The following is a 16,099-nucleotide window of genomic DNA, read 5'->3' as shown; positions in this document are numbered from 1 at the left end:
GAGTAGTTGAAAAATGGCTATTGTTAAATGTAAGCCGACTTCGGCTGGTCGTCGTCACGTTGTTAAAGTTGTTAACGCTGACCTACACAAGGGTAAGCCTTACGCCCCTCTTCTAGAGAAAAACTCTAAGAATGGTGGTCGTAATAACAACGGTCGTATCACAGTACGTCACATCGGTGGTGGTCACAAACAACACTATCGTTTGATTGATTTCAAACGTACTAAAGACGGTATCCCAGCGAAAGTTGAACGTCTAGAATACGATCCAAACCGTAGCGCAAATATTGCTCTAGTTCTGTATGCAGACGGTGAGCGTCGTTACATCATTGCACCTAAAGGCATCAAAGCTGGAGATGTTATCCAGTCTGGTGTTGATGCGCCAATCAAAGCAGGTAATGCTTTGCCTATGCGCAATATCCCAGTAGGTTCAACCATTCATAACGTTGAATTGACTCCGGGTAAAGGTGCGCAAGTAGCTCGTTCTGCGGGCGCTTATGCACAACTTGTAGCGCGTGATGGTGCTTATGTTACTATCCGTCTACGCTCTGGTGAAACGCGCAAAGTACTTGCTGAAGGCCGTGCAACAATCGGTGAAGTTGGCAACTCTGAGCACATGCTGCGTGAACTAGGTAAAGCGGGTGCTAGCCGTTGGCGTGGTGTTCGTCCTACCGTTCGCGGTGTGGTAATGAACCCTGTTGATCACCCACATGGTGGTGGTGAAGGTCGTACTTCTGGTGGCCGTCATCCAGTATCTCCATGGGGTATGCCAACGAAAGGCTTCAAGACCCGTAAAAACAAACGCACCGACAAGTACATCGTACGTCGTCGCACTAAGTAATCTATTTAAGAGGATAAGCCATGCCACGTTCTCTCAAGAAAGGTCCATTTATTGACCTACACTTGCTGAAGAAGGTAGAGAAAGCGGTGGAAAGCGGAGACAAAAAGCCTATTAAGACTTGGTCCCGTCGTTCAATGATCATTCCTACAATGATCGGTTTGACCATCGCTGTCCATAATGGTCGTCAACACGTTCCAGTTTTCGTAACTGACGAGATGATCGGTCACAAACTGGGTGAATTTGCCCCAACTCGCACTTACCGTGGCCATGCTGCGGATAAGAAAGCTAAGAAGCGTTAAGGAGTAGATGATGGAAGCATTCGCTAAACATAACTTTGCTCGCATTTCGCCTCAGAAAGCTCGCTTAGTTGCAGATCAAATTCGTGGTAAGTCAGTAGACCAAGCTCTAGAACTTCTAACATTCAGCAACAAAAAAGCGGCTGATCTGATTAAGAAAGTTCTTGAGTCAGCAATCGCTAACGCGGAGCACAACGAAGGTGCTGACATCGACGATCTATGTGTCGCTAAAATCTTCGTAGATGAGGGCCCTATCATGAAGCGTATTATGCCTCGTGCTAAAGGCCGTGCGGACCGTATCTTGAAGCGTTCAAGCCACATTACTGTGGTTGTCGCAGATCGCTAAGAGACTAGGAGAGTAAGCAATGGGTCAGAAAGTACATCCAAATGGTATTCGTCTAGGCATCGTTAAGCCTTGGAATGCTACATGGTTTGCTAATACCAAAGATTTCGCTGACAACCTAGACGGCGACTTCAAGGTACGTCAATACCTTACTAAGGAATTGGCAAAAGCGTCTTTATCACGCATCGTTATCGAGCGTCCTGCAAAAAGCATTCGTGTGACTATTCACACTGCTCGTCCAGGCGTAGTTATCGGTAAGAAAGGTGAAGACGTTGAGAAGCTACGCGCAGCTGTAGCTAAAATTGCAGGTGTACCAGCTCAGATCAATATTTCTGAGGTACGTAAACCTGAGCTAGACGGTCAATTAGTGGCTGATAGCATCGCGTCTCAACTAGAGCGTCGCGTTATGTTCCGTCGTGCGATGAAGCGCGCAGTACAAAACGCAATGCGCCTAGGCGCTAAAGGTATCAAAGTGGAAGTAAGTGGCCGTCTAGGCGGTGCTGAAATTGCACGTTCTGAGTGGTATCGTGAAGGCCGCGTGCCTCTACACACTCTTCGTGCTGACATTGATTACGCAACTTCTTCGGCTCACACCACCTATGGTGTAATCGGCGTTAAAGTTTGGATCTTCAAAGGTGAGATTCTAGGCGGTATGCCAGCTGCTAACGCAGTAGAGCCAAAGGCTGACAAGCCTAAGAAGCAGCGTAAAGGCCGTAAGTAAGGAGTAGACAGATGCTACAACCTAAACGTACTAAGTTCCGCAAGGTTCATACAGGTCGTAACCGTGGCCTAGCAAAAGGTACTGAAGTCAGCTTCGGCACCTTTGGTTTGAAAGCTGTAGGCCGTGGTCGTCTAACTGCTCGTCAAATCGAAGCGGCACGTCGTGCGATGACGCGTCATATTAAGCGTCAAGGTAAAATCTGGATCCGTGTGTTCCCAGACAAACCAATCACAGAAAAACCACTTGAAGTTCGTCAAGGTAAGGGTAAAGGTAACGTTGAGTACTGGGTAGCCCAAATCCAACCTGGCAAGGTAATGTACGAAGTTGATGGTGTACCTGAAGAATTGGCTCGTGAAGCGTTCCGCCTAGCGGCACGTAAACTGCCATTCAAGACTACATTTGTAACTAAGCAGGTGATGTGATGAAAGCACAAGATCTACGCGAAAAAAGCGTTGAAGAGCTTAACTCTGAGCTATTGAATTTGCTGAAAGAACAGTTCAACTTGCGCATGCAAGCTGCCACTGGTCAACTACAGCAAACTCATACTCTGAAAGCTGTCCGCCGTGATATCGCACGTGTGAAAACTGTTTTGACTGAGAAGGCAGGCGCATAATGAGCGACAAAATTCGTACCCAACAAGGTCGTGTTGTTAGTGACAAGATGGACAAGTCTATCGTTGTTGCTATCGAGCGTTTCGTGAAGCACCCAATCTACGGTAAATTCGTTCGACGCACGACTAAAGTACACGCACATGATGAAAGCAACGAGTGTGGCATTGGCGACACTGTTGAAATCCGTGAGTGTCGTCCACTGTCTAAGACTAAGTCTTGGACATTGGTAAAAGTAGTAGAAAAAGCGAAAATCTAATTGAGCTTTTGATGCGAATACAGCGGCCCCAATTATTTTTGGGGCCGCTTGTTTTTTGACTACCCAATCACAAAAAAGGGTGGTACAATTCGCGTCCCTTTAAAGAGGCAGCCCGACCCGAGATGGGTCTAGTTTTTTTAATATTTAGCGGAGCACTAACATGATCCAAATGCAAAGTATGCTGGACGCAGCTGATAACTCAGGCGCTCGCAGCGTAATGTGTATTAAGGTTCTGGGTGGCTCTCACCGTCGTTACGCCCATGTGGGCGACATCATCAAAGTTACTGTGAAAGAAGCAATTCCTCGCGGTAAAGTAAAAAAAGGTGATGTATTGAAGGCAGTGGTAGTTCGCACCCGTAAAGGCGTACGTCGTCCAGACGGTTCTGTCATTCGCTTCGACCGAAATGCTTGCGTATTGCTTAACAACAATACTGAGCAACCAATCGGTACACGTATCTTTGGTCCAGTGACTCGTGAACTTCGTAACGCGAAATTCATGAAGATTGTGTCACTAGCACCTGAAGTTCTGTAAGGAGCGGCAAACAATGGCAGCTAAAATCCGTCGTAATGACGAAGTGATCGTTCTTGCTGGGAAAGACAAAGGCAAGAAAGGTAAAGTAACTAAGGTTCTCGCAACCGGTAAAGTTATCGTTGAAGGTATCAACCTTGTTAAAAAACACCAAAAGCCAGTTCCGGCTCTAGGTCAACAAGGTGGCATCGTTGAACAAGAAGCGGCAATTGATGCTTCTAACGTTGCAATCTTTAACGCAGCAACTGGTAAAGCGGACCGTATCGGTTTCCGTTTTGAAGACGGCAAAAAAGTTCGTTTCTTCAAATCTAACGGCGAAATCGTTTCTAACTAATAGAGTAATTTGGAGTTCTACTATGGCGAAACTGCATGATTACTACAAGTCGTCTGTAGTCGCTGAACTGGCCAAACAGTTCGGTTACACAAGCGTCATGCAAGTCCCTAGAATTGAGAAAATCACCCTCAATATGGGCGTTGGTGAAGCTATCAACGATAAGAAACTACTAGAAAATGCAGCTTCTGATATGGCGACCATCTCTGGTCAAAAGCCACTTATCACTAAAGCACGCAAATCTGTTGCTGGTTTCAAAATCCGTGAAGGCTACCCAATCGGTTGTAAAGTAACCTTGCGTGGCGAACGCATGTGGGATTTTCTAGAGCGTTTGATTTCTATCGCTCTACCACGTGTACGCGATTTCCGCGGTGTTAGCGCTAAGTCTTTTGACGGACGCGGTAACTACAGCATGGGCGTTCGCGAGCAAATCATCTTTCCGGAAATCGACTACGATAAAGTCGATCGTGTACGCGGTCTTGATATCACTATCACGACGTCTGCTAGTACCGATGAGGAAGGCCGTGCTCTGCTGGCTGCCTTTAACTTCCCATTCCGTAAGTAAGGTGAAGGGTTACTGTTATGGCTAAACAATCAATGAAAGCACGTGAAGTTAAACGTGCCAAGCTCGTAGCTCAGTACGCAGAAAAGCGTGCAGCGCTTAAAGCTATCATCAGCGATGTAAACGCATCAGAAGAAGATCGTTGGAATGCGGTTCTTAAACTGCAAACTCTTCCACGTGATTCAAGTGCATCACGTCAGCGCAACCGTTGCAACCAAACTGGTCGTCCACACGGTTACCTACGTAAATTCGGTCTAAGCCGTATCAAAGTTCGTGAAGCTTGCATGAAAGGCGAGATTCCTGGACTTCGTAAGGCTAGCTGGTAATTGCCACTTAATCATTTGGAGTATAGTCTATGAGCATGCAAGATCCGATTTCGGATATGCTGACCCGTATTCGTAACGGTCAGGCAGCAAATAAAGTTGCTGTAAAAATGCCTTCTTCAAAGCTTAAAGTTGCAATTGCTGCACTACTTAAAGCTGAAGGTTACATCGCAGACTTCGCTGTTGAAGGCGAAGCAAAACCTGAGCTGGAAATTACGCTTAAGTATTTCCAAGCAAAACCAGTAATTGAGCAAATCAAACGCGTTTCTCGTCCAGGTCTTCGTGTTTACAAGAAGAAAGATGAGCTTCCATCAGTGATGGGCGGTCTTGGTGTTGCTGTTATTTCCACTTCCAAGGGTCTGATGTCAGACCGCGCTGCTCGCAAAGCAGGTCTTGGCGGTGAAATCATTTGCTACGTAGCTTAATTTAATAGGAGTAGAACATGTCTCGTGTTGCTAAAGCACCTGTCGCTATTCCAGCTGGCGTAGAGGTGAAACTAAACGGCCAAGAGATCACTATTAAAGGCGCTAAAGGTGAATTAACTCGCGTTATTCACAATGGCGTAGTGGTCGCACAGGAAGAAAACAACCTAACGTTCGGTCCTCGTGAGGGTATCGCAAACGCTTGGGCTCAAGCAGGTACTGCTCGCGCTCTAGTGAACAACATGGTTGTTGGTGTTACTGAAGGCTTTACTAAGAAGCTCGTTCTTAAGGGTGTAGGTTACCGTGCTGCTATCAAAGGCAACGCTGTAGGTCTAACTCTAGGCTTCTCTCACCCAGTTGAGCACGAGTTGCCAGCGGGTGTTAAAGCCGAATGTCCAACCCAAACTGAAATTGTCCTAACTGGTTGCGATAAGCAAGAAGTTGGTCAGGTTGCGGCTGACATTCGTTCTTACCGCGCGCCTGAGCCTTATAAAGGCAAAGGTATTCGTTACGCAGATGAAAATGTGCGTACTAAAGAAGCTAAGAAGAAGTAAGGTAACACTATGGATAAGAAAGCATCTCGCATCCGTCGTGCTACACGCGCACGTCGTAAGATTGCAGAACTGGGTGCAACTCGCCTAGTAGTACACCGTACTCCTCGTCACGTGTACGCTCAAGTGATTGCAGCTAATGGCTCTGAGGTTATCGCCGCAGCTTCTACTGTAGAAAAAGCGATCCGTGAGCAAGTGAAGAATACTGGTAACATCGATGCAGCAAAAGCAGTAGGTAAAGCTGTTGCTGAGCGTGCGCTAGAAAAAGGCGTATCGTCAGTTGCATTTGATCGTTCTGGTTTCCAATACCACGGTCGAGTAGCCGCGCTAGCAGAATCTGCTCGCGAAGCTGGTCTGAAATTCTAAGGTAGGGTTGGAAGATGGCTAAAGAACAACAAGTTCAAGCGAATGATTTGCAAGAAAAATTAATCGCTGTTAACCGTGTTTCTAAAACGGTTAAAGGTGGTCGAATCATGAGCTTCACTGCACTAACAGTTGTTGGTGACGGTAATGGTCGTGTAGGTTTCGGTTACGGCAAAGCTCGTGAAGTACCTGCTGCGATTCAAAAAGCAATGGAAAAAGCACGTCGTAACATGGTTACTATCGCGCTTAACGAAGGCACTCTTCACCATCCAGTGAAAGGTCGCCACTCGGGCTCTAAAGTTTACATGCAGCCAGCTGCAGAAGGTACAGGTGTTATCGCCGGTGGTGCGATGCGTTCAGTACTTGAAGTTGCTGGTGTACATAACGTTTTATCTAAAGCATACGGTTCAACAAACCCTATCAACATCGTTCGTGCAACGATCGACGCTTTAGTAGATGTTAAGTCACCTGAAATGGTTGCAGCTAAACGTGGTCTAACTGTTGAAGCGATTTCGGAGTAAGAACACATGGCAACTATTAAAGTAACTCAAACTAAAAGCTCAATTGGTCGCCTGCCAAAGCATAAAGCTACTTTGCGCGGTTTAGGTCTTCGTAAAATCAACCATACAGTGGAACTTGAAGATACAGCGTGCGTACGCGGTATGATCAACAAGGTTCACTACATGGTTAAAGTTGAGGAGTAATCATAATGTTTTTGAATACTCTATCACCGGCTGCGGGTTCTAAACCTTCTAAGAAGCGTTTAGGTCGTGGTATCGGTTCTGGCCTTGGTAAAACAGGTGGCCGTGGTCACAAAGGTCAAAAGTCACGTTCTGGCGGCAGCGTTCGTCCAGGTTTTGAAGGCGGTCAAATGCCATTAAAACAACGTCTACCTAAATTCGGTTTCACTTCTCGTAAGAGCCTAGTGACAGCTGAAGTTCGTCTAGCTGAGCTAGCGAAAGTAACAGGTGATGTTGTTGATCTTAATAGCTTGAAGGCAGCGAACGTTGTTACTAAAAACATCGAATTCGTGAAGGTAGTTCTTTCTGGCGAGATCAACAAAGCAGTGACTGTGAAAGGTCTACGCGTGACTAAAGGCGCTAAAGCTGCAATCGAAGCTGCAGGCGGTAAAATCGAGGAATAATCTCGAGGATTGAGGTACAGATGGCTAAGAAACCAGGACAAGATTTTCGTAGTGCTCAGAGCGGCTTAGGTGAGCTAAAGTCGCGCTTATTATTCGTAATTGGTGCACTTTTAGTATTCCGAGCAGGCTCTTTTGTGCCGATTCCTGGTATTGACGCTGCTGTACTTGCCGATTTGTTCGAACAGCAAAAAGGCACCATCATTGAAATGTTTAATATGTTCTCTGGTGGTGCTCTTGAGCGTGCATCTATATTCGCACTGGGTATCATGCCGTATATTTCGGCATCAATTGTTGTCCAGTTGCTGACTGTAGTTCATCCAGCGTTAGCCGAGCTCAAGAAAGAGGGTGAAGCAGGCCGTCGTAAGATCAGCCAATATACGCGCTACGGCACGCTTGTACTTGCAACATTCCAAGCGATAGGTATTGCAACAGGCTTACCAAACATGGTCAACAATCTGGTTGTTATCGACCAAACCATGTTTACCCTGATTGCCACCGTGAGTTTAGTAACCGGTACTATGTTTTTAATGTGGTTAGGTGAACAAATTACAGAGCGAGGGATTGGGAATGGTATCTCCATTCTGATTTTTGCAGGTATTGTTGCTGGTTTGCCAAAAGCAATCGGACAAACGATCGAGCAAGCGCGTCAAGGTGAACTGCATGTGCTTCTTCTGCTGTTAATTGCAGTGTTAGCTTTTGCTGTTATCTATTTCGTTGTTTTCATGGAGCGTGGTCAGCGTCGTATCGTTGTCAACTACGCGAAGCGTCAACAAGGGCGTAAGGTATTTGCAGCACAAAGTACTCACTTGCCGTTGAAAATTAATATGGCTGGGGTAATTCCTGCAATTTTCGCATCAAGTATTATTTTGTTCCCTGGAACATTAGCGCAGTGGTTTGGTCAGAATGGTGAAAGCAGTACACTTGGTTGGTTAACTGATGTGTCTTTAGCTTTAAGCCCTGGTCAGCCCCTGTATGTAATGCTTTATGCAGCAGCGATTATTTTCTTCTGTTTCTTCTATACGGCGTTGGTATTTAACCCACGTGAAACAGCAGATAACCTGAAGAAGTCTGGTGCATTCGTACCCGGTATCCGCCCAGGTGAGCAGACTGCAAAATATATTGATAAAGTGATGACACGGTTAACCTTAGCGGGTGCTTTGTATATTACCTTTATCTGTCTGATCCCTGAGTTCATGATGGTCGCATGGAACGTACGTTTCTACTTTGGCGGTACATCATTACTGATTGTCGTTGTAGTAATCATGGACTTTATGGCACAGGTACAGACTCATTTGATGTCAAATCAATATGATTCTGTGTTGAAAAAGGCAAATTTAAAAGGCTATGGCCGTTAATACGGTCGCCATTTAAGTTAGATTTACGGAGTTTAGCAATGAAAGTTCGTGCTTCCGTTAAAAAAATCTGCCGTAACTGTAAAGTTATCAAGCGTAACGGTGTCGTTCGCGTGATTTGCAGTGAGCCAAAGCACAAGCAGCGCCAAGGCTAATAAGCAGAAATTTTTACTTGAAAATTAAAGGTTGGTCGAGTATATTCCTCGGCCTACCTTTTGCGTGCAAAAGAAGTAGTATCCCGCAGCGTATCCTCGACGGGCTTTGCTGCGGATAATTCTTTATAGAAAGTACTAGGAGTGCATAGTGGCCCGTATAGCAGGCATTAACATTCCTGATCAAAAACATGCTGTAATCGCTCTGACTGCGATTTACGGTATTGGTAAAACCCGCTCAAAAGCTATTCTAGCTGATGTGGGTATTGCTGAAAGTGTTAAGATCAGTGAACTAACTGAAGAGCAGATCGATCAACTGCGTGATGGTGTAGCTAAATACACTGTAGAGGGTGATCTTCGTCGTGAAGTTTCCATGAACATCAAGCGTCTTATGGACCTTGGTTGTTATCGTGGTCTTCGTCATCGTCGCAGTCTACCACTACGTGGACAGCGTACTAAAACCAATGCTCGCACCCGTAAGGGTCCGCGTAAGCCGATCAAGAAATAGTCGGGAAGGGTAGAGTACAATGGCTAAACAACCAACACGCGCTCGTAAGCGCGTACGCAAGCAAGTTGCTGATGGCGTAGCGCATATCCACGCATCTTTCAACAACACAATCGTAACCATCACTGACCGTCAAGGTAACGCATTAGCTTGGGCTACTGCTGGTGGTTCAGGTTTCCGCGGTTCTCGTAAATCAACACCGTTCGCTGCACAGGTTGCTGCTGAGCGTTGTGCTGAAATGGCTAAAGAATATGGCCTAAAGAACCTTGAGGTTATGGTTAAGGGTCCAGGTCCAGGTCGTGAGTCTACTGTTCGCGCACTGAACGCTGCTGGTTTCCGTATCACAAACATCGTTGATGCGACACCAATCCCTCATAACGGTTGTCGTCCACCTAAGAAACGTCGCGTTTAACGTTTCTGGGAACATTGGAGAAAGATCATGGCAAGATATTTGGGTCCTAAGCTGAAGCTTAGCCGCCGCGAAGGTACTGACTTGTTCCTTAAGTCAGGCGTTCGTGCGATTGATACCAAGTGTAAAATCGATAACGCACCAGGTGTACACGGCGCTCGTCGCGGTCGTCTATCTGAGTATGGCGTTCAGCTTCGTGAGAAGCAAAAAGTTCGTCGTATCTATGGCGTTCTAGAAAAACAATTCCGTAACTACTACAAAGAAGCAGCTCGCCTAAAAGGCAACACAGGTGAGAACCTACTTATGCTTCTTGAAGGTCGTCTAGACAATGTTGTTTACCGTATGGGCTTTGGCGCAACTCGCGCGGAAGCACGTCAATTGGTTAGCCACAAAGCTATCCTAGTCAACGGTAACGTTGTAAACGTACCTTCTTTCAATGTTGCGGCTAACGACGTTGTTGCAATCCGTGAGAAAGCGAAAAAGCAATCTCGCATCAAAGCAGCTCTAGAAGTTGCAGAACAACGCGAAAAACCAACTTGGATTGAAGTAGATGCAAGCCAGATGGAAGGTACATTCAAGCGTTTGCCTGAACGTTCTGATCTATCAGCTGACATCAACGAACAATTGATCGTCGAGCTTTACTCTAAGTAAGGTTTAAACTAAAGAGAGGACACAATGCAGGGTTCTGTAACAGAATTTCTTAAGCCACGTCTTGTTGATATCGAACAGATTAGCACGACACACGCAAAAGTAACTCTTGAGCCATTAGAGCGTGGTTTCGGCCATACTCTTGGTAATGCACTTCGCCGAATTCTTCTATCTTCTATGCCGGGTTGTGCCGTAACAGAGGTAGAAATTGAAGGCGTACTTCATGAGTACAGCACTAAAGAAGGCGTTCAGGAAGATATCCTTGAGATACTCCTTAACCTGAAAGGGCTGGCGGTTCGCTTAGGCGAGAATAAAGATGAAGTGTTCATTACATTAAACAAATCAGGCTCGGGCCCTGTGGTTGCAGGTGACATCACCCATGACGGTGATGTAGAGATCGTAAACCCTGAACACGTTATCTGTCACTTAACCAGTGACAACGCTGAAATCGCTATGCGTATTAAAGTGGAACGTGGTCGTGGTTATGTTCCTGCTTCTGCTCGTATTCATACCGAAGAAGATGAACGTCCTATCGGTCGTTTGCTTGTCGATGCAACATTCAGCCCTGTAGACAAAATTGCCTACTCTGTTGATGCCGCTCGTGTTGAGCAACGTACTGACTTAGACAAACTCGTTATCGATATGGAAACGAACGGTACTCTTGAACCTGAGGAAGCTATCCGTCGTGCAGCAACAATTCTTGCTGAACAATTGGATGCGTTCGTAGATCTTCGTGATGTACGCGTTCCTGAGGAGAAGGAAGAGAAGCCTGAATCCGATCCGATCCTACTGCGTCCTGTAGACGATCTTGAACTAACAGTTCGCTCTGCTAACTGTCTGAAAGCAGAAGCGATTCACTACATCGGTGATCTAGTACAGCGCACTGAGGTTGAGCTACTTAAAACGCCTAACCTTGGTAAGAAATCTCTTACTGAGATTAAAGACGTGCTTGCATCACGTGGCTTGTCTCTGGGCATGCGCCTAGAAAACTGGCCGCCAGCGTCCATCGCTGAAGATTAATCGATATTAGTTAGAAGGATTTGGTCATGCGCCATCGTAAGAGTGGTCGTCAACTCAACCGCAACAGCAGTCATCGCAAAGCGATGTTCAGCAACATGGCTAGCTCTTTAGTACGTCATGAAGTTATCAAGACTACTTTGCCAAAAGCGAAAGAGCTGCGTCGCGTCGTTGAGCCTTTGATTACATTAGCTAAGACTGACAGTGTTGCTAACCGTCGTCTAGCATTTGCACGTACTCGTGATAACGAAGTTGTTGCAAAACTATTTAACGAACTTGGTCCACGTTTTGCTGCTCGTCAGGGCGGTTATACGCGTATCCTAAAAGCTGGCTTCCGTGCTGGTGATAAAGCTCCAATGGCTTACATTGAGCTTGTTGATCGCCCAGCTGCTGAAGAAGCCGCTGAGTAATCAGTTCGCGAATAAAAAGCCGAGCATTTGCTCGGCTTTTTTATTGGATCGTTATTCATATTCTACCGCAACGAATATTTAATGATTGTGTCCTTGAGCGCTTAATCCTTCACTTTCCCTCTTTGTGTCTGTTAATGCCACAACCCTTGTAACGTCTGTAATAAATCTGTACCTGCATTTTGTTGAGTTAAATATTGCAGGAGTACAGGGGCAAATTGTTCCACCATGCTGGAATCAAGACCTAACTGATTAAATACTTCATTAACCTCTTCGAGAGTTGTGAGCGAGGAGGGCGATGTTCCGGTTGGTGAAAGTCCTAGTTGGGTGAATGTATCCAATGAGGGGATTACATGGCTTAATTCAGTTTGATGACTTTCGGTTAATTGGTTATTGGCTAAGGCGAATAGGGCGGCGATTCCCCCGCTAGCTTGTTGTTCAGAAATTGGTAATTGTGTTTTTATTTGATCAACCAGAGCTGAATGCTCTTTGATTTCCAATAAATTACTATTTACCAAAGAGGCAATATCTTGGTGATTGTTGCTATCTAATTTCAGGAATGCCCAACTGTTCGGGCTACTAATCATGGCTGATAGAATCAGTGATGTGATGAGAGTTTGTTTCATAGTTAATGAAATCCCAGATGAAAGGTTTGGTTTGAAAATAGGAGTGTACTGTTGCAATGAGTTTAGCAAAGTATCCGAGGCTCACCTGTTTTTCTGTGGTTCGCTGGGGAAATGAACTGATGATAAAAAAAGCGGCGCAATGCACCGCTGGAAATTGGTATTAAGTGAAACTTATAGAATATCCAGTAGCTCAACTTCAAAGACAAGAGCAGCAAATGGAGGAATTGCAGCACCGGCACCACGTTCACCATAAGCAAGGTCGTGAGGGATGTATAATTTCCATTTGGAACCAACAGGCATCAGCTGTAGAGCTTCAACCCAACCTTTGATGACTCCTGTTACTGGGAATTCAGCGGGTTGACCGCGAGAGACTGAACTATCAAATACCGTACCATCGGTGAGTTCACCATGGTAATGAACACGAACAGATTTATCTGCGCTTGGTACTTCACCAGTACCTTCATTGATAATTTCGTATTGTAGACCTGATTCTAAAACGGTCACTTCTGGACGTAGCGCATTATCTTTTAAAAAGCTTTCACCTTCGGCAGCGGCCATTTTTGCTGATGCTTGGCGAGCTTCTTCTGCACGCATGTGAATAGCTTGTAGTGCTTGATTGATTTCATCAATTTCAATCGCTGGCATTTCACCCACTAAAGCGGTGGCGATACCGGCCGCAATCGCATCAACATTTAGGCCTTCCAGACCACTACCTGCCAATTGCTGGCCCATTTGTAGACCAATGCCATAACTGGCTTTTTGTTCTACGGTTTCAAATTTTACGTCAGACATAAGTGTCACTCTTTGTCACAAAAAGAAAGCCGACAGAATACCAGTTTCAGAGGTTGGATGAAATGCTTGCCAGAAAATCCTGTTATAAAGGTGCTAAGGTGTGAGTTATCGCAGGATCTAAGAGAAAAAACTTCAAGATTGTGTCAACCTTTGGTAGAAGCAAGGCCATGCTCTATACTCTTGGCACGTGAGTTTTTATACTGTACCAAGCATTTTAGGGACGGATAGAAATGAATCGCCGACATAAGAAAAAACAGCAAACCGATTACTTTGCATCGATGAAGCGTCAGTGGTTAGCCATTGAGTGGCAAAATATATTCCAGCGTTTCGCCGAACACACCAATATTAAGCGTTGGGGAGCCTTTTGGCAGCGCTTACCGATTTATCACCAAAGAGCGTTGATGGTATTAATTCCCCTGGTTGTCATTCTACTATTGGCCCCATGGCCATCCACTGAATCGCCTGCTCCTAAAGAGTCATCCAAACCGACTCATCAACGGGTGCCAATTGCGGTGAATACTCAAGGATTAAGTGAACAGAATAAAGAACTATCCCCCCCTACGGTGGAGAAAGCTTGGCAAGAGTATATTGTTCAGCAAGGGGATACCCTATCCCAAGTATTTCGCCGTAATGATTTATCGATGGCGGATCTCAATGCATTAGTGCAGATTGAAGGTGGTGATAAACCGCTGAGTCAGATTCAACAAGGGCAATTAATTCGCTTTAAGCTGACGGCTGATGGTCAGTTAGATATCCTTCAGTTAGAAAAAAACAACCAATCAGTGATGTTTTTTCGTCTGTCTGATGGTGGGTTTGGGCGTAGTAAATAATAGTCATCATTGGGTGGGTGATTTTTTCATATCAATATGAGCAATGCCATCTTCTAAATAGCTTTCCGATGTCGGAATAAATCCGAATTGGGCGTAGAAGTGGGTGAGGTAGGTTTGTGCACCAATTTCTATGGCTTGCTCCGGCCAATGTTGGGCACAGTGCATCAGTGCTTGTTCTAGTAACTGATGCGCAAGGCCTTTTCCTCGGGCGTTTTGTGCAATAGCGACTCGACCAATACTGGCACTTGGGTAGCTAACTCCTGGGGGAAGTAGGCGAGCACAAGCGACTAATTGTTGTTGATCATAACCCATTAAGTGCCACGTTTCGGCTATGCGATCTTTGTCATCCAATTCAGGGTAAGGACACTGTTGTTCAACCACAAAAATATCTACTCGTAGTTTCAATAATTCATAAAGTTGCTCTGTCGTGAGTTCGTTAAACGAACGGCATTGCCAAGTGTACATCGGTTAACTCCTTGTCTTTATTCATTTTATATAATGAACGTCTGGTTAAAGGAAGGATTGGTTTTACATAATCGTATGCAAAGAGCCATCGTAGCTCAATATTGGCTGGTGGTCTGAGGAAAAATAGCGATAATAGGCGGTTCTTCTTTCGTCTAACAAAGGACGCTTCCTTGAGTAATACCTCTTTTTCTACGATTAATTTAAAGCCAGACCTTCTTTCGAACCTCGCTACATTGGGTTATACCCAAATGACGCCAATTCAAGCATTAAGCTTACCAAGCATTTTGGCGGGTAAGGATGTCATCGGGCAAGGAAAAACGGGGTCAGGGAAAACCGCGGCGTTTGGTTTGGGGGTGTTATCGAACCTAAATGTGAAACGCTTTCGGGTACAAGCCTTGGTCTTGTGTCCAACCCGAGAGTTAGCGGATCAAGTTGCGACTGAAATTCGTACTCTAGGCCGTGCGATTCATAATATTAAAGTGCTGACTTTATGTGGCGGCATGCCCATGGGGCCACAGATTGGTTCACTGGAACATGGTGCTCATATTTTGGTTGGGACGCCGGGGCGAATTCTGGATCATCTAGAGAAAGGACGAATTGATCTGTCAGAGCTCAATACGTTGGTATTAGACGAAGCTGATCGCATGCTCGAAATGGGATTTCAGGAATCGTTAGATGCGATCATCAATGAAACCCCCATTTCACGTCAAACCTTACTCTTTAGTGCGACATTCCCCACTCAGATCAAACACATTGCTCAGCGTATTATGCGCGAGCCTGAAATGGTGAAAGTGGAATCGACGCATAATACTTCTAGTATTCAGCAATTCTTTTATAAAGTCGAAGGAACTCAAGCGAGAGATCAAGCGCTTGAGTTGTTGTTGTTGCATCATCAACCGGAATCGGCGGTCGTTTTTTGTAATACCAAAAAAGAAGTACAAAGTGTGGCGGATGAGCTGCATCATAAAGGGTTTAGTGTCGTTGAACTGCACGGTGATTTAGAGCAACGAGAGCGTGACCAAGCTCTGATTCAATTTTCTAATAAAAGTATCTCCATTTTGGTCGCAACCGATGTGGCTGCGCGTGGTTTGGATGTGGATAATTTAGATGCCGTGGTTAACTTTGAGCTCTCTCGTGATCCAGAAGTGCATGTGCATCGCATTGGACGAACTGGGCGAGCGGGCAGTAAAGGGTTAGCCTTTAGTTTCTTTAGCGATAAAGAGATGCATCGAGTTGCTATGATTGATGAGTATCTGGATATGCCGATTGAGGCTGCAACGCTTCCCGAGGCGAATCCTCAGGCTCAACCTTATGTCGCAAAAATGGTGACGTTACAGATTGATGGCGGGAAAAAGCAAAAAGTACGCCCAGGAGATATTCTGGGAGCATTAACTGCGGAAGGGCAGATAGCGGCTGAGCATATTGGTAAAATTAACGTATTACCTATGCGTGCCTATGTTGCGGTCAATAAAAAGGTGGCCAAGCTGGCGCTGCAAAAATTGAGTAACGGAAAAATTAAAGGCCGCCAATTTCGAGCGCGTCTATTGAAATAGCCTGAAGTCGCCAAGAAAAGCCAGTGCAGAGCACTGGCTTTTGTCGTTATTAG

The 16,099-nt window shown here is 45.5% G+C and carries 29 protein-coding genes; 26 read left to right on the top strand and 3 right to left on the bottom strand.

All coding sequences use genetic code 11. The features are described from left to right. Window positions 1–13: 13 nt before the first annotated feature. From rplB to rplQ, 24 genes are all read left to right on the top strand, one after another. Entirely contained in the window at window positions 14–838 is an 825-nt protein-coding gene (gene rplB, locus EXA13_RS08260; RefSeq protein WP_238132751.1) for a 50S ribosomal protein L2, read from the top strand. Between the two features lie 20 nt (window positions 839–858). Beyond that, complete coding sequence (gene rpsS / locus EXA13_RS08255; protein WP_004394525.1) at window positions 859–1,137, top strand: 30S ribosomal protein S19; 279 nt, start codon at window positions 859–861, stop codon at window positions 1,135–1,137. Between the two features lie 10 nt (window positions 1,138–1,147). Beyond that, window positions 1,148–1,480 carry a 50S ribosomal protein L22 gene (rplV, locus tag EXA13_RS08250; RefSeq protein WP_238132878.1) on the top strand — a complete coding sequence of 111 codons (333 nt, stop codon included), beginning with the start codon at window positions 1,148–1,150 and terminating at the stop codon, window positions 1,478–1,480. Between the two features lie 19 nt (window positions 1,481–1,499). Then, window positions 1,500–2,198, top strand: a complete 699-nt coding sequence (gene rpsC, locus EXA13_RS08245) for a 30S ribosomal protein S3 (protein ID WP_004394527.1) — start codon at window positions 1,500–1,502, stop codon at window positions 2,196–2,198. A gap of 11 nt (window positions 2,199–2,209) precedes the next feature. Next, the gene (gene rplP, locus EXA13_RS08240; protein ID WP_004394529.1) at window positions 2,210–2,620 is read left to right on the top strand and encodes a 50S ribosomal protein L16; all 411 of its coding nucleotides are present in this window, start codon (window positions 2,210–2,212) and stop codon (window positions 2,618–2,620) included. Continuing rightward, the gene (gene rpmC, locus EXA13_RS08235) at window positions 2,620–2,811 is read left to right on the top strand and encodes a 50S ribosomal protein L29 (RefSeq protein WP_000647192.1); all 192 of its coding nucleotides are present in this window, start codon (window positions 2,620–2,622) and stop codon (window positions 2,809–2,811) included. Before rplP ends, rpmC begins: the two co-directional genes overlap by 1 nt. After that, the gene (gene rpsQ, locus EXA13_RS08230) at window positions 2,811–3,065 is read left to right on the top strand and encodes a 30S ribosomal protein S17 (protein WP_238132750.1); all 255 of its coding nucleotides are present in this window, start codon (window positions 2,811–2,813) and stop codon (window positions 3,063–3,065) included. Before rpmC ends, rpsQ begins: the two co-directional genes overlap by 1 nt. 160 nt (window positions 3,066–3,225) lie before the next feature. Further along, on the top strand, window positions 3,226–3,597 hold the full coding sequence (rplN, locus tag EXA13_RS08225) for a 50S ribosomal protein L14 (RefSeq protein ID WP_004394532.1): 372 nt from the start codon (window positions 3,226–3,228) through the stop codon (window positions 3,595–3,597). A gap of 13 nt (window positions 3,598–3,610) precedes the next feature. Continuing rightward, window positions 3,611–3,928, top strand: a complete 318-nt coding sequence (rplX, locus tag EXA13_RS08220; RefSeq protein ID WP_078926686.1) for a 50S ribosomal protein L24 — start codon at window positions 3,611–3,613, stop codon at window positions 3,926–3,928. Between the two features lie 22 nt (window positions 3,929–3,950). Next, entirely contained in the window at window positions 3,951–4,490 is a 540-nt protein-coding gene (rplE, locus tag EXA13_RS08215) for a 50S ribosomal protein L5 (protein ID WP_238132749.1), read from the top strand. Window positions 4,491–4,507: 17 nt separating this feature from the next. Next, complete coding sequence (gene rpsN / locus EXA13_RS08210; protein ID WP_099610467.1) at window positions 4,508–4,813, top strand: 30S ribosomal protein S14; 306 nt, start codon at window positions 4,508–4,510, stop codon at window positions 4,811–4,813. A gap of 29 nt (window positions 4,814–4,842) precedes the next feature. Beyond that, on the top strand, window positions 4,843–5,235 hold the full coding sequence (gene rpsH / locus EXA13_RS08205) for a 30S ribosomal protein S8 (protein WP_099610466.1): 393 nt from the start codon (window positions 4,843–4,845) through the stop codon (window positions 5,233–5,235). 17 nt (window positions 5,236–5,252) lie between these two features. Beyond that, a complete protein-coding gene (gene rplF, locus EXA13_RS08200; RefSeq protein WP_238132748.1) occupies window positions 5,253–5,786 on the top strand; it encodes a 50S ribosomal protein L6 in 534 nt (177 codons plus the stop codon). A gap of 9 nt (window positions 5,787–5,795) precedes the next feature. Next, window positions 5,796–6,149, top strand: a complete 354-nt coding sequence (gene rplR, locus EXA13_RS08195) for a 50S ribosomal protein L18 (protein ID WP_078926681.1) — start codon at window positions 5,796–5,798, stop codon at window positions 6,147–6,149. 14 nt (window positions 6,150–6,163) lie between these two features. Continuing rightward, window positions 6,164–6,667, top strand: coding sequence for a 30S ribosomal protein S5 (gene rpsE, locus EXA13_RS08190; protein WP_078926680.1), 504 nt, complete (start codon window positions 6,164–6,166; stop codon window positions 6,665–6,667). A 6-nt stretch (window positions 6,668–6,673) separates the two neighbouring features. Further along, a complete protein-coding gene (gene rpmD / locus EXA13_RS08185) occupies window positions 6,674–6,850 on the top strand; it encodes a 50S ribosomal protein L30 (protein ID WP_078926679.1) in 177 nt (58 codons plus the stop codon). Between the two features lie 5 nt (window positions 6,851–6,855). After that, window positions 6,856–7,290, top strand: coding sequence for a 50S ribosomal protein L15 (gene rplO, locus EXA13_RS08180; RefSeq protein WP_078926678.1), 435 nt, complete (start codon window positions 6,856–6,858; stop codon window positions 7,288–7,290). 20 nt (window positions 7,291–7,310) lie between these two features. Continuing rightward, complete coding sequence (gene secY, locus EXA13_RS08175; RefSeq protein ID WP_238132747.1) at window positions 7,311–8,645, top strand: preprotein translocase subunit SecY; 1,335 nt, start codon at window positions 7,311–7,313, stop codon at window positions 8,643–8,645. 38 nt (window positions 8,646–8,683) lie between these two features. Then, the gene (gene rpmJ / locus EXA13_RS08170; protein WP_000868186.1) at window positions 8,684–8,797 is read left to right on the top strand and encodes a 50S ribosomal protein L36; all 114 of its coding nucleotides are present in this window, start codon (window positions 8,684–8,686) and stop codon (window positions 8,795–8,797) included. 148 nt (window positions 8,798–8,945) lie between these two features. Continuing rightward, window positions 8,946–9,302, top strand: coding sequence for a 30S ribosomal protein S13 (rpsM, locus tag EXA13_RS08165; protein ID WP_004394544.1), 357 nt, complete (start codon window positions 8,946–8,948; stop codon window positions 9,300–9,302). 19 nt (window positions 9,303–9,321) lie between these two features. Next, the gene (gene rpsK / locus EXA13_RS08160) at window positions 9,322–9,711 is read left to right on the top strand and encodes a 30S ribosomal protein S11 (RefSeq protein ID WP_001118870.1); all 390 of its coding nucleotides are present in this window, start codon (window positions 9,322–9,324) and stop codon (window positions 9,709–9,711) included. A gap of 27 nt (window positions 9,712–9,738) precedes the next feature. Next, window positions 9,739–10,359, top strand: coding sequence for a 30S ribosomal protein S4 (gene rpsD, locus EXA13_RS08155; protein WP_078926676.1), 621 nt, complete (start codon window positions 9,739–9,741; stop codon window positions 10,357–10,359). Between the two features lie 24 nt (window positions 10,360–10,383). Beyond that, window positions 10,384–11,376 (top strand): DNA-directed RNA polymerase subunit alpha, encoded by a 993-nt coding sequence (locus EXA13_RS08150; protein ID WP_238132746.1) that lies wholly within the window; start codon window positions 10,384–10,386, stop codon window positions 11,374–11,376. Window positions 11,377–11,402: 26 nt separating this feature from the next. Then, window positions 11,403–11,783, top strand: a complete 381-nt coding sequence (rplQ, locus tag EXA13_RS08145) for a 50S ribosomal protein L17 (RefSeq protein ID WP_005383141.1) — start codon at window positions 11,403–11,405, stop codon at window positions 11,781–11,783. A gap of 131 nt (window positions 11,784–11,914) precedes the next feature. Here rplQ and EXA13_RS08140 read toward each other — a convergent pair whose 3' ends face one another. Next, window positions 11,915–12,406: a DUF2780 domain-containing protein gene (locus EXA13_RS08140; protein WP_238132745.1), complete on the bottom strand. Its 492-nt coding sequence runs from the start codon at window positions 12,404–12,406 to the stop codon at window positions 11,915–11,917. Window positions 12,407–12,577: 171 nt separating this feature from the next. Next, the gene (locus tag EXA13_RS08135) at window positions 12,578–13,198 is read right to left on the bottom strand and encodes an FKBP-type peptidyl-prolyl cis-trans isomerase (protein WP_238132744.1); all 621 of its coding nucleotides are present in this window, start codon (window positions 13,196–13,198) and stop codon (window positions 12,578–12,580) included. A 230-nt stretch (window positions 13,199–13,428) separates the two neighbouring features. On the opposite strand from EXA13_RS08135, the gene EXA13_RS08130 reads away from it, so the two are divergent. Continuing rightward, on the top strand, window positions 13,429–14,028 hold the full coding sequence (locus EXA13_RS08130) for a LysM-like peptidoglycan-binding domain-containing protein (RefSeq protein WP_238132743.1): 600 nt from the start codon (window positions 13,429–13,431) through the stop codon (window positions 14,026–14,028). A gap of 6 nt (window positions 14,029–14,034) precedes the next feature. Here the strand turns inward: EXA13_RS08130 and EXA13_RS08125 are convergent, their stop codons facing one another. After that, the gene (locus EXA13_RS08125; RefSeq protein ID WP_238132742.1) at window positions 14,035–14,493 is read right to left on the bottom strand and encodes a GNAT family N-acetyltransferase; all 459 of its coding nucleotides are present in this window, start codon (window positions 14,491–14,493) and stop codon (window positions 14,035–14,037) included. 170 nt (window positions 14,494–14,663) lie between these two features. On the opposite strand from EXA13_RS08125, the gene dbpA reads away from it, so the two are divergent. Next, entirely contained in the window at window positions 14,664–16,046 is a 1,383-nt protein-coding gene (gene dbpA / locus EXA13_RS08120; RefSeq protein WP_238132741.1) for an ATP-dependent RNA helicase DbpA, read from the top strand. Window positions 16,047–16,099 lie beyond the last annotated feature (53 nt).

Origin of the sequence: Vibrio cincinnatiensis (assembly GCF_022113815.1) — a bacterium.
Lineage (GTDB): Bacteria > Pseudomonadota > Gammaproteobacteria > Enterobacterales > Vibrionaceae > Vibrio > Vibrio cincinnatiensis_A.
The sequence above is the reverse complement of the archived record's forward strand: the minus strand, read 5'-3'. Positions and strand labels throughout refer to the sequence as shown.

Excerpts from the sequence above, each read along its gene's own strand:
- rplO (WP_078926678.1), top strand. The coding sequence starts at position 6,856 with ATGTTTTTGAATACTCTATCACCGGCTGCGGGTTCTAAACCTTCTAAG.
- EXA13_RS08135 (WP_238132744.1), bottom strand. The coding sequence starts at position 13,198 with ATGTCTGACGTAAAATTTGAAACCGTAGAACAAAAAGCCAGTTATGGC.
- rpsE (WP_078926680.1), top strand. The coding sequence starts at position 6,164 with ATGGCTAAAGAACAACAAGTTCAAGCGAATGATTTGCAAGAAAAATTA.
- rpsS (WP_004394525.1), top strand. The coding sequence starts at position 859 with ATGCCACGTTCTCTCAAGAAAGGTCCATTTATTGACCTACACTTGCTG.
- rplF (WP_238132748.1), top strand. The coding sequence starts at position 5,253 with ATGTCTCGTGTTGCTAAAGCACCTGTCGCTATTCCAGCTGGCGTAGAG.
- rplE (WP_238132749.1), top strand. The coding sequence starts at position 3,951 with ATGGCGAAACTGCATGATTACTACAAGTCGTCTGTAGTCGCTGAACTG.
- rpmJ (WP_000868186.1), top strand. The coding sequence starts at position 8,684 with ATGAAAGTTCGTGCTTCCGTTAAAAAAATCTGCCGTAACTGTAAAGTT.
- rpsD (WP_078926676.1), top strand. The coding sequence starts at position 9,739 with ATGGCAAGATATTTGGGTCCTAAGCTGAAGCTTAGCCGCCGCGAAGGT.
- rplQ (WP_005383141.1), top strand. The coding sequence starts at position 11,403 with ATGCGCCATCGTAAGAGTGGTCGTCAACTCAACCGCAACAGCAGTCAT.
- rplN (WP_004394532.1), top strand. The coding sequence starts at position 3,226 with ATGATCCAAATGCAAAGTATGCTGGACGCAGCTGATAACTCAGGCGCT.
- rpmC (WP_000647192.1), top strand. The coding sequence starts at position 2,620 with ATGAAAGCACAAGATCTACGCGAAAAAAGCGTTGAAGAGCTTAACTCT.
- rpsQ (WP_238132750.1), top strand. The coding sequence starts at position 2,811 with ATGAGCGACAAAATTCGTACCCAACAAGGTCGTGTTGTTAGTGACAAG.
- EXA13_RS08150 (WP_238132746.1), top strand. The coding sequence starts at position 10,384 with ATGCAGGGTTCTGTAACAGAATTTCTTAAGCCACGTCTTGTTGATATC.
- secY (WP_238132747.1), top strand. The coding sequence starts at position 7,311 with ATGGCTAAGAAACCAGGACAAGATTTTCGTAGTGCTCAGAGCGGCTTA.
- rpsK (WP_001118870.1), top strand. The coding sequence starts at position 9,322 with ATGGCTAAACAACCAACACGCGCTCGTAAGCGCGTACGCAAGCAAGTT.
- rpsC (WP_004394527.1), top strand. The coding sequence starts at position 1,500 with ATGGGTCAGAAAGTACATCCAAATGGTATTCGTCTAGGCATCGTTAAG.
- EXA13_RS08140 (WP_238132745.1), bottom strand. The coding sequence starts at position 12,406 with ATGAAACAAACTCTCATCACATCACTGATTCTATCAGCCATGATTAGT.
- rplV (WP_238132878.1), top strand. The coding sequence starts at position 1,148 with ATGGAAGCATTCGCTAAACATAACTTTGCTCGCATTTCGCCTCAGAAA.
- rplR (WP_078926681.1), top strand. The coding sequence starts at position 5,796 with ATGGATAAGAAAGCATCTCGCATCCGTCGTGCTACACGCGCACGTCGT.
- rpsN (WP_099610467.1), top strand. The coding sequence starts at position 4,508 with ATGGCTAAACAATCAATGAAAGCACGTGAAGTTAAACGTGCCAAGCTC.
- EXA13_RS08130 (WP_238132743.1), top strand. The coding sequence starts at position 13,429 with ATGAATCGCCGACATAAGAAAAAACAGCAAACCGATTACTTTGCATCG.
- EXA13_RS08125 (WP_238132742.1), bottom strand. The coding sequence starts at position 14,493 with ATGTACACTTGGCAATGCCGTTCGTTTAACGAACTCACGACAGAGCAA.
- rplX (WP_078926686.1), top strand. The coding sequence starts at position 3,611 with ATGGCAGCTAAAATCCGTCGTAATGACGAAGTGATCGTTCTTGCTGGG.
- rpmD (WP_078926679.1), top strand. The coding sequence starts at position 6,674 with ATGGCAACTATTAAAGTAACTCAAACTAAAAGCTCAATTGGTCGCCTG.
- rplB (WP_238132751.1), top strand. The coding sequence starts at position 14 with ATGGCTATTGTTAAATGTAAGCCGACTTCGGCTGGTCGTCGTCACGTT.
- rplP (WP_004394529.1), top strand. The coding sequence starts at position 2,210 with ATGCTACAACCTAAACGTACTAAGTTCCGCAAGGTTCATACAGGTCGT.
- rpsH (WP_099610466.1), top strand. The coding sequence starts at position 4,843 with ATGAGCATGCAAGATCCGATTTCGGATATGCTGACCCGTATTCGTAAC.